At 42.4% G+C, this 10,475-nt stretch carries 8 protein-coding genes; 2 read left to right on the top strand and 6 right to left on the bottom strand.

Going from position 1 to position 10,475, the window contains the following annotated elements; all coding sequences use genetic code 11:
• The 6 genes from FTV34_RS00660 to FTV34_RS00635 form a co-directional block, all read right to left on the bottom strand.
• On the bottom strand, positions 1–1,252 hold a 1,252-nt coding region (locus FTV34_RS00660; protein WP_180068419.1), incomplete at its 3' end, for a BapA prefix-like domain-containing protein.
• A gap of 676 nt (positions 1,253–1,928) precedes the next feature.
• Positions 1,929–2,780 (bottom strand): IclR family transcriptional regulator, encoded by an 852-nt coding sequence (locus tag FTV34_RS00655; protein ID WP_078389771.1) that lies wholly within the window; start codon positions 2,778–2,780, stop codon positions 1,929–1,931.
• Positions 2,781–2,910: 130 nt separating this feature from the next.
• A complete protein-coding gene (locus FTV34_RS00650) occupies positions 2,911–4,128 on the bottom strand; it encodes a CaiB/BaiF CoA-transferase family protein (protein ID WP_180003904.1) in 1,218 nt (405 codons plus the stop codon).
• 15 nt (positions 4,129–4,143) lie between these two features.
• Positions 4,144–5,346 carry a 3-oxoadipyl-CoA thiolase gene (locus FTV34_RS00645; protein ID WP_180068417.1) on the bottom strand — a complete coding sequence of 401 codons (1,203 nt, stop codon included), beginning with the start codon at positions 5,344–5,346 and terminating at the stop codon, positions 4,144–4,146.
• 12 nt (positions 5,347–5,358) lie between these two features.
• Positions 5,359–6,876 carry a 3-hydroxyacyl-CoA dehydrogenase gene (locus tag FTV34_RS00640; protein WP_180068416.1) on the bottom strand — a complete coding sequence of 506 codons (1,518 nt, stop codon included), beginning with the start codon at positions 6,874–6,876 and terminating at the stop codon, positions 5,359–5,361.
• Between the two features lie 3 nt (positions 6,877–6,879).
• Positions 6,880–7,659: an enoyl-CoA hydratase gene (locus tag FTV34_RS00635; protein ID WP_004786253.1), complete on the bottom strand. Its 780-nt coding sequence runs from the start codon at positions 7,657–7,659 to the stop codon at positions 6,880–6,882.
• 307 nt (positions 7,660–7,966) lie between these two features.
• Here FTV34_RS00635 and FTV34_RS00630 point away from each other — a divergent pair, with 307 nt between their 5' ends.
• Both FTV34_RS00630 and FTV34_RS00625 read left to right on the top strand, forming a co-directional pair.
• Positions 7,967–9,121, top strand: a complete 1,155-nt coding sequence (locus FTV34_RS00630; RefSeq protein WP_180068414.1) for an acyl-CoA dehydrogenase family protein — start codon at positions 7,967–7,969, stop codon at positions 9,119–9,121.
• Between the two features lie 57 nt (positions 9,122–9,178).
• Positions 9,179–10,420, top strand: a complete 1,242-nt coding sequence (locus FTV34_RS00625; protein ID WP_125279311.1) for an MFS transporter — start codon at positions 9,179–9,181, stop codon at positions 10,418–10,420.
• Positions 10,421–10,475: the final 55 nt, after the last annotated feature.

The following is a 10,475-nucleotide window of genomic DNA, read 5'->3' as shown; positions in this document are numbered from 1 at the left end:
CTGTGCCGTTAATGACCCATGTGCCCGCATCGCTGATGCTGATTTCACCAATCGCAGAAACACCTGTGTCCTCTGTGCCGATCCACCAGTTGCCATTGCTACCAATTTCTGGCGTTAGGCCGTTTTCACCATCTTGACCGTCAGTACCGTCTTTTCCGTCAGCACCATTCACACCGTCTGTGCCTTTCAGGTACTCAATCAGATCATTTACAGTAGAACCCTCTGGTAATTCTTTGGCTTCAATCAATAATTCAAGCGCAGATTTGCCGTTCTCACCGTCAGCACCGTCTTTTCCGTCAGCACCATTCACACCGTCTGTGCCTTTCAGGTACTCAATCAGATCATTTACAGTAGAACCCTCTGGTAATTCTTTGGCTTCAATCAATAATTCAAGCGCAGATTTGCCGTTCTCACCGTCAGCACCGTCTTTTCCGTCAGCACCATTCACACCGTCTGTGCCTTTCAGGTACTCAATCAGATCATTTACAGTAGAACCCTCTGGTAATTCTTTGGCTTCAATCAATAATTCAAGCGCAGATTTGCCGTTGTTTCCGTCTTTACCCTTTAAATAATCAATCAGATCATTAACATCTGCATCAGCATTCAGCTCACCCGCTTCTATTAATAGTTCCAGTGCAGATTTACCATTTTCGCCATCCTTACCATCCACCCCATCTTTACCATTAAGATTGCTATCAATAGGAGTTTTTGGCTCTTCTTCCGGTTCTTCATCTTTAGGCTCTTCGGGTTCCAAGTTACCCGGATTACTACCTACCGGAGGTTCTTCTGAACTATCTTCATCTGTAGGCTCGTCTATAGGATGACTAGGTTCGGCACTTTCAGTATTACTATTTTTATTATCAGTTATCCCCGCAATTAACCCTATGCCCGCTATTCCCAAACCTGCTATTGGCCAAATATTGATAAATGCACTTTCTGAGTGGCCGTATAATAATGGTTCAATTTTATCGATAGGATTATAGTCGAGAGTTTCGAAGTCATATAAAAACATTTCCGACTGTTCATTTCTAAAAATCAATGAACTCTTTTTCGGATTAAATTGATTAACCAATATTATTTCACCACTTTTCAAAGTAATTACTGCTTGGTTGTTTATATATTCTATTTTTTCTATATCTTCGACTTTTACATCTACTAGAACTACAGAATCTTTGTTGAGTTCTATTTTTTCCAGATACTCTTTTATTAATTGATTATTACCGCCCGCTTTTGAAATAACTTGAACCTGCATAGGAAACCCCTATAAAACCTACTTAAACAGTTGGTATTAATTAAAGATTTATTAAAAACATTTTTCAAGCAATTACTCTACTTTTTTACAATATAATTTTACAGATAATAATAATCATTTCTGGTTTAACTATCACTTTTTTAACAATAGCTAATCATTCATTGATAGTTTTATATAAAATAAAATTAAGTTATTGTTTTACATAGTTTAATAAGACTCATAAAGTTAAAATATTTAGTTTTTTTAAAAAATTACATTCAAATAAATTATATTTAATCTTATAAAATTTATGTTTTTTTACTTTTCTAGATTTGGAAAGTATTTATTTCTAAAAATTTATTTTTATTACTTTTAATGTAAACTTCACATTGAAAAACAGTTAATTTATTAAAATAAATATATTAAGTATCACTCTGAATGATATCTCTGATTAAAATAGATCACACCTAAATTATTTAATATTTTTAAATTAATATTTAAGATTTTCTTAAACTATTTTTTATTGTTATACTTTATTTCTATATTTATAGAATCTGATCACTAAAAATTAATATTAAGTACTTATTCGACTCGAAAATAAAATCACTATATTCTATAAAAATATTAAGAGCAGATATTTAACTTCAAAACCTGCTCTTAAATAAAAAATCAGTAATATCTAACTATCTATAAGATTCTAACCCAATTCATTTCTAATATTATTCACCATATGTAATAAGCGTGGTGCAATATCATTTTTGATTTTCTCTTCATTGAGGAGAAAACTTGGACCGCCGCAGTTAAACACCAGTAGACCATGCTGTTCATGGACAAAAGGAACTGCAACCGAATTCACGTCCTTATGCCATTCACCGATTGAAAAGCAGAAACCATATTCCTGATAGTCTTTAAATGACTTCTCCAGATCTTTTTGGATCTGTGGCCATTCTTCAGCATGTTTACGGCGAATCGCATCAAGCAGAAAATCACGCTCATCTTCTGGCATTGCAGCCAGACAGGCGCGTCCCATAGAGCTTAAATGAATCGGTAAATGCGTTCCTACCTGACGACGCATGGTAACATTCCCCTTACCCTGCACTACATCCAGATAAATCATATTCAGACGGTCGCGGGTTGCCATCGCCACAGCAGCTTCAGCATAGTCCGCCAGATTTTTCATTAATGGATGAGCAACCGATCGCAAGGATAAATTCGACAGCATCGAATAACCAAAAGACAGTACGCCGACTGAGAGCTGAAACTTGCTCGAATTCGGAACCTGCTTTAAATATCCTAAACGGGATAAGGTATGGGTTAAACGGGTAATCGTCGGTTTAGGTAGACCTGTCATCTGTGACAGTTCCTGATTGCCCAGATGCTGATGTTTTGGACTAAAGCAGCGCAGTAACTCCAGACCACGTGCTAAAGCTGTAATAAATTGACGGTCATTTTCATCCTGCATATCTTCGATCGGATGCAATAACTCATGGCGCAAAGGCGCAATTAATTTTTCTTCCGACTGATCGGTTTCAGGTACATCATCAGACATGTCTTCACCGTCCTTCAATTTCATAATAAGTGTTTCGCATTGCGAAATTATAAATAATTATCTTGTATATAGCAAAGAAGCAACTTTGATTAAGTTGCTTCTTTATTAGAATTATGGGTTTTCTTGTTTATTAACCAACAATACCTTGAGCTTTTAGGGCCTCCAGTTTTTCCTCATCCACGACACGTGAAAGAATTTCATTCGTATGCTCACCTAACATTGGTGGTGCTTTACGATATTCCACTGGTGTACGCGATAATTTAATTGGTGAACCAATCACCGTTAATTTTTCTTTTAACGGATGTGGTATTTCAACCAGCATATTACGCGCTTGCACTTGTGGTTCCTGGAAAGCTTGTTCAAGGTTATTAATCAGGCCTACCGGAACTTTCACTGCATGAATTGCTTCTACCCAATGCTTCGCAGTATTGCTTAAGAAATGTTTGGCTAGCAGCTCTGTGATTTCTGCACGATGCTGAATACGCAGTGCATTGGTCACAAAACGTGGATCTTGCGGTAAATCAAGCAAACCAATTGCAGCGCTCAAGGCCACAAATTGCTTGTCATTACCACAGGCAATAATGAAGTCTTGGTCGGCAGCGCGGAACACTTGATAAGGCACAATATTGGCATGCGCATTACCATAACGACCTGGAATTTTACCTGAAGCCAGGTAGTTCATCCCTTGGTTTGCCAGCAAAGCAACCTGCACATCCAACAGTGCCATATCAATATGCTGACCCAGGCCAGTCACATGACGATTCAGCAAAGCAGCCTGAATGGCAATGGTCGAGTACAAACCCGTCGTCAAATCCGCAAAAGCCACGCCAACTTTTTGTGGTCCGCCCCCCGGTAAGTCATCTTTCTCACCAGTGACAGACATTAAACCGCCCATACCTTGGATGATAAAGTCATAACCAGGTTCAGGTGCACGAGGGCCAGTTTGACCAAAGCCAGTAATTGAGCAATACACCAGTTTCGGATTAATCGCGCTGAGGCTTTCATAATCCAGACCGTATTTTTTCAATGAACCCGCTTTGTAATTTTCAATCACCACATCTGAATCAGCAGCCAGTGCTTTGACCAGTTCCTGACCTTCAGGCGTTGAAATATCAATCGCAACTGACATTTTATTACGGTTGGCTGACTGGTAGTACGCCGCTTCACGTGTATTTTCACCATGGTCATTTTTCATCCAAGGTGGTCCCCACATACGGGTATCATCACCCGTTTTAGGACGTTCAACTTTAATCACTTCAGCGCCTAAATCCGCGAGGATTTGACCACACCAAGGACCTGCAAGTACGCGACTTAAATCCAGTACGCGAATACCCTCTAATGCACCCATGTGTTTTTCCTTTGTTTATACGCGTTCGATGACCAGTGCCAGACCTTGGCCCACACCGATACACAGACTAATCACAGCATATTTTTTGCCGCTGCGCTGCAATTCACGAGCGGTGCTGAGCACTAAACGAGCACCTGAAGCACCGAGTGGATGCCCAACTGCAATTGCACCACCATTTGGATTGACACGTGCATCGTCAAATGCCACATCTAAACCTTTTAGACATGCTAAAACTTGTGATGCGAATGCTTCATTGATTTCAATGATATCCATGTCATCCAAAGTCAGGTTGGCACGTTTTAATGCTAGTTTGATCGCATTAACCGGACCCGCACCCATAATGCGTGGCTCAATACCCGCAGCGGCAGAAGCAATGATTTTCGCCATTGGCTGGATGCCCAGTTTTTCCTGAGCGGCTTCAGAACCAATGATTAGCGCTGCTGCACCATCATTGACACCAGAAGCATTACCCGCAGTCACTACACCGCCTTCAAACAGTGGACGTAGTTTCTGTAGCGCTTCCAAGTTAGAAGATGGACGTGGATGTTCGTCTTGATCGACCAATTTTGCTGGTAATTTACGGCCTTGAGGCACTTCAACACCCACGATCTCGTCAGCAAAGAAACCTGCCTGTTTAGCTGCTTCATATTTGGCTTGTGATGCTGCAGCAAACTGGTCTGCATCTTCACGGGTTACACCGTATTCTACTGCTACATTATCGCCAGTTTGCGGCATGGTGTCATTGCCGAACTGTTTTTCAATGGCAGGGTTCGGAAAACGTGCGCCGATGGTTGAATCGAATACTTTAAAATCACGGCTAAATGGTGTTTCAGATTTGGCAAAGACAAACGGTGCACGAGACATCGACTCGACACCACCTGCAAGGAAGATATCCCCTTCATTACAAGTAATCGCACGAGCTGCATCAATCACCGCTGCTAAACCTGAAGCACATAGACGGTTCACAGTTTGTGCTGGCGTTTTCACATCCAGACCCGCCAATAACGTTGCATGACGTGCAATGTTACGACTGTCTTCACCCGCCTGATTGGTATTACCCAGAATTACATCATCAAAAATATCAGCAGCTAAATTATGCTTCTCTACCAGTGCCTTAATCACATGTGCAGCAAGATCATCTGGACGAACCTTTGCCAGGCTACCTGCATGACGACCAAATGGCGTACGTAATCCATCATAAATATATGCATTTAACATGAGTTTGATTCCTTAAACTGCTGCAGTGTGAAGAAGAGAAAGTTTTAAACGGGCACGGCGTTGTACCCATGGACTTGGACGGTAACGCTGGTCACCGGTATTTGTCAGGATACGTTCCAGGATCAACAGGATACGTTCTGCGCCCAAAACATCACCCCATGAAATTGGTCCATGTGGGTAGCCCAGACCAAGTTTTACTGCTTTATCGATATCGGCTGCAGTTGCGATTTGTTGTTGGGCAATATCACAAGCCAGATTCACGACCATTGCCAATACGCGCTGTGCGACAAAGCCAATACTTTCAGCAATTACCGATACGCCATGACCATTTTTAGCAAACAATGCATGTGCCTGGTCGATATAGGCTTTTTGAGTTGCAATCGAAGGCATGATGGTACGGTGCTTGGCAAAATCAGTCAGCATATCGATGCTGATTGCACGAGTCGCATCGACATCAAAACGAAGCGCTGCAGTCGTGGTGTCTTCACCATAAGTGGCCAATAGAATCAGACTGTCAGCTGCCGGAGTTTCTGCACTGTCGATAACCAGACCTTGCTCACGGATATAGTCACGCAAGATACTGGCATCCTGTTCAAGATCTGCTTTGATCCAGACCGGGCTGAATTCAGTTACTTCAGGCGCAATCTGAGCCGGAGCTTCATTGGTCTTTTGACCATCCTGATACTTATAGAAACCTTCACCGACTTTACGACCGACTTTTTTACCAGCCAGCATTTGACGGGTTAAAGCGCTTGGACGGTAACGGTCTTCCTGATAATACTGGTTGAAAATCGATTCCATTACCGGATGAGAAACATCCAGTGCAGTCAAGTCAAATAATTCCAGTGGTCCCATACGGAAACCGGCACCTTCACGCAGAATACGGTCGATTTCAGAAACAGAAGCTACACCTTCACCCAGGATTTTTAGTGCTTCAGTACCATAAGCACGACCCGCGTGATTGACAATGAATCCTGGCGTGTCTTTGGTACGCACACCAAAGTGACCCATATGTTGTGCAAGATCAAGTAGATCAGCGACCACCTGTTCATCGGTCGCCAAACCTGCAATCACTTCGACAATTTTCATCAGGGGCACTGGGTTAAAGAAATGGAATCCCGCCATGCGGCCTTGATGCTCAAGATTGGAAGCAATCGCAGTCACTGACAATGATGAGGTATTGGTTGCCAGAATGGTTTCTGGAGATACGATACCTTCCAATTGTTTAAACAGGCTTTGCTTGATGTCCAGATTTTCAATAATGGCTTCCACCACCAGATCAACCCCAGCCACTTCTTCAATGCTGTTTAGAATTTTAAAGCGTGCCAAAGTTTCATTCAGGACTTCTTCAGTGAATTTTCCTTTGGCTTGAAGTTTTTCAAGCGTAGCTTTAAGTTTAGCCAGACCTGCTTCTGCTGCACCTGCTTTAGCATCGAATAAGCGCACTTCCAGACCTGCCTGGGCTGCGATTTGCGCGATACCCATGCCCATTACACCAGTACCAATGAGCGCCATAGATTGAATGGTCATGTCTTATTCTCCAGTGTATTGTGCAGGACGTTTTTCAAAGAACGCATTCACGCCTTCTTTCTGATCTTTGGTATCAAATAAAATCTGGAAAGCTTTACGTTCCAATGCCAAAGCACCTTGTAAAGATTGATCTTGGCCAAGATTGGTCACTTCTTTAATTTGCTGAACCGCGATTGGAGAGAAAGACGCAATGGTTTGAGCAATTTCAATGGCATGCGTAATAGTGTTTTCATCTTCCACGACTTCAGAAACCAAGCCCATACGCTCAGCTTCAGCAGCTTTCACCAGTTTACCGGTGAGTACCCAAAGCATGGTTTGATATTTACCAATCGCACGCAGTAAACGTTGTGTTCCACCTGCACCCGGCATCAAGCCCAGTTTTACTTCAGGCTGACCAAATTTGGCATTTTCACCGGCAATGATGATGTCGGCATGCATGGCCAGTTCACAGCCACCACCGAGTGCATAACCATTCACAGCCGCAATAATCGGTTTCGGACAGTCAGTAATACTTTGCCAGTACTGTTCAGTATGGCGTAAATACATTTGTGCTGTGGTTGCAGTAGTGAAATCTTTAATGTCTGCTCCCGCAGCAAAAACCTTTTCACCGCCGGTCAAAACAATGGCTTTTACAGCATCTAATTTTGAAAGGTATTGAAATGCTTCAGAGAGTTGCTGACGTAATTCCAGGTTCAAGGCATTACGTGCTTCCGGGCGATGGATTTGAACAATCGCGACGCCATCTTCCTGTACAGTCAATTTTAAAATTTCAGTGCTTTCCATAATCTTCTCATTTCGCACAGCGGTATTTAATTAACAATATACATAAATTTCGTTCAAAGTAAACTATTCAAATTTGAACAAAAAATATTTTATAACGCCTTAAAAATAGCATTAATCAAACTAAATCAATTATTTAAATCCAATTTTATAGCAAAACATAAATATCGCACAGCAAAATATAATTTCGTATATATTGATCCTTGTTTTAATTTTAATTAGTATCCGCATAAATTTAGCTTAGTGATGAGTTTTTATTCACATTGGACAAGATGTGGACAGAACGAAATCCTAGATACGGAGTTAGGACATGATTCGTGATCAGGAAACCTTAGACCAGTTGGTAGATATGATTCGCCAGTTTGTAGAAGGCGTATTAATCCCAAATGAAGAAATTGTTGCAGAAACGGATGAAATTCCTGCAGAAATCGTGCAACAAATGAAAGAGTTGGGCTTATTTGGTTTAACCATTCCTGAAGAATATGACGGTCTTGGCCTGACCATGGAAGAAGAAGTCTATATCGCTTTTGAACTGGGCCGCACTTCCCCTGCTTTCCGCTCATTGATTGGTACGAATAACGGTATCGGCGCATCTGGCCTGATCATCGATGGTACTGAAGAGCAAAAACAGCACTTCCTGCCAAAACTTGCCAGCGGTGAAATTATTGGCTCGTTCTGTCTGACTGAACCGGATTCTGGTTCTGATGCAGCGTCGCTTAAAACTACTGCTGTAAAAGATGGTGATGAGTACATTCTGAATGGTACCAAGCGTTTCATTACCAATGCCCCACATGCAGGTGTATTCACAGTAATGGCACGTACCAATCCTGAATTAAAATGTGCTGCAGCTATTTCAGCGTTCATCGTTGACAGTAAATTGCCAGGTATTTCACTGGGTAAACGTGACAAGAAAATGGGCCAGAAAGGCGCACATACCTGTGACGTGATCTTTGAAAACTGCCGTATCCCTGCATCAGCTTTGATTGGCGGTGTAGAAGGCGTTGGCTTTAAAACTGCGATGAAGGTTCTGGATAAGGGCCGTATCCACATTGCTGCACTGAGCGTGGGTGCTGCAACCCGTATGCTGGAAGATTCATTGCAATATGCCGTTGAACGTAAGCAGTTCGGTCAGGCGATTGCCAACTTCCAGCTGATCCAGGGCATGCTGGCAGATTCTAAAGCTGAAATTTATGCAGCGAAATGCATGGTGCTTGATGCAGCGCGTCGTCGTGATGCCGGCCAGAACGTAAGTACTGAAGCATCTTGCGCAAAAATGTTTGCAACAGAAATGTGTGGCCGTGTCGCTGACCGTGGTGTGCAAATCCATGGTGGCGCGGGCTACATCAGTGAATATGCAATTGAGCGCTTCTACCGCGATGTGCGTTTATTCCGTCTTTATGAAGGAACCACGCAGATCCAGCAAGTCATTATTGCGCGCAATATGATTCGCGAGGCGACTCAGTAACAAGTTTGGCCTGATCAACTCTCCTTGCGATCAGGCCTTTTTTATAGGTAATGGATGATGGCTATAACGAATACAATTTCAAAAATTGGCCCAAATACCTGGAAAATCGCATTTATCTTTGCATTCCTCGCCCTGCTGGTCGATGGTGCGGATTTAATGCTGCTTTCCTACAGCTTAAACAGTATTAAAGCTGAATTTGGTCTAACCTCTGTGGAAGCTGGGATGCTCGGAAGCTTTACTCTCGCAGGTATGGCAGTTGGAGGTATATTCGGAGGGTGGGCTTGTGATAAATTCGGTCGTGTACGTACCGTCGTTGTCTCAATCCTTTTATTTTCAGCATTAACTTGTGGTCTTGGTTTTACCCAAAGCTTTGCTCAATTTGGTGCATTACGTTTCTTCGCTTCTCTTGGCTTGGGTTCTTTGTATATTGCATCGAATACTTTAATGGCTGAGTACGTGCCAACTAAATATCGTACGACTGTTTTAGGGACATTACAGGCTGGCTGGACAGTTGGCTATATCGTTGCGACCTTGCTTGCGGGCTGGTTAATTCCAGATCACGGCTGGCGCATGCTGTTCTATGTAGCTGCGATTCCAATTGCCTTGGCTATTTTGATGCACATTCTGGTACCAGAACCAGCGGCATGGCAAGAAAACCGCTTCAAGAAAGTTGAAGTGACGGACAAACCTGCTGAGTCGACATGGAAACTGATTTTCCAAGATAAGAAAAACCGTAACATGTTTATCTTATGGGCTTTAACTGCTGGTTTCCTTCAATTTGGTTACTATGGTGTAAACAACTGGATGCCAACATACCTGGAAAGTGAACTGGGTATGAAGTTCAAGGAAATGACTGCCTACATGGTCGGTACCTATACCGCGATGATTCTAGGTAAAATCCTTGCAGGCTTAATGGCAGATAAATTCGGACGTCGTTTTACTTATGCCTTCGGTGCAATTGGTACTGCGATCTTCCTGCCACTGATCGTATTCTATAACTCACCAGACAATATCCTGTACTTATTGGTGATCTTCGGTTTCCTATATGGTATTCCATATGGTGTGAATGCAACATATATGACTGAAAGCTTCCCAACCAATGTACGTGGTACAGCAATTGGTGGTGCATATAACGTCGGTCGTTTAGGTGCGGCAATTGCCCCAGCTACGATTGGTTATCTGGCAACAGGCGGTTCGATCGGTCTTGGCTTCTTAGTAATGGGTGCTGCATACTTTATCTGTGGTCTGCTTCCTGCCCTGTTCATCAAAGAAAAACTCTACGATCCTCAAAAATCTTAATCCGTTTTAGAAAAAGCCTCCTAGGAGGCTTTTTTCATAATCAATTCCCAACTTT

Source organism: Acinetobacter sp. YH16038 (assembly GCF_013417275.1).
Taxonomy (GTDB): Bacteria; Pseudomonadota; Gammaproteobacteria; order Pseudomonadales; family Moraxellaceae; genus Acinetobacter.
Note: the sequence above shows the minus strand (reverse complement) of the source record. Positions and strands in the feature narration are given on the sequence as shown.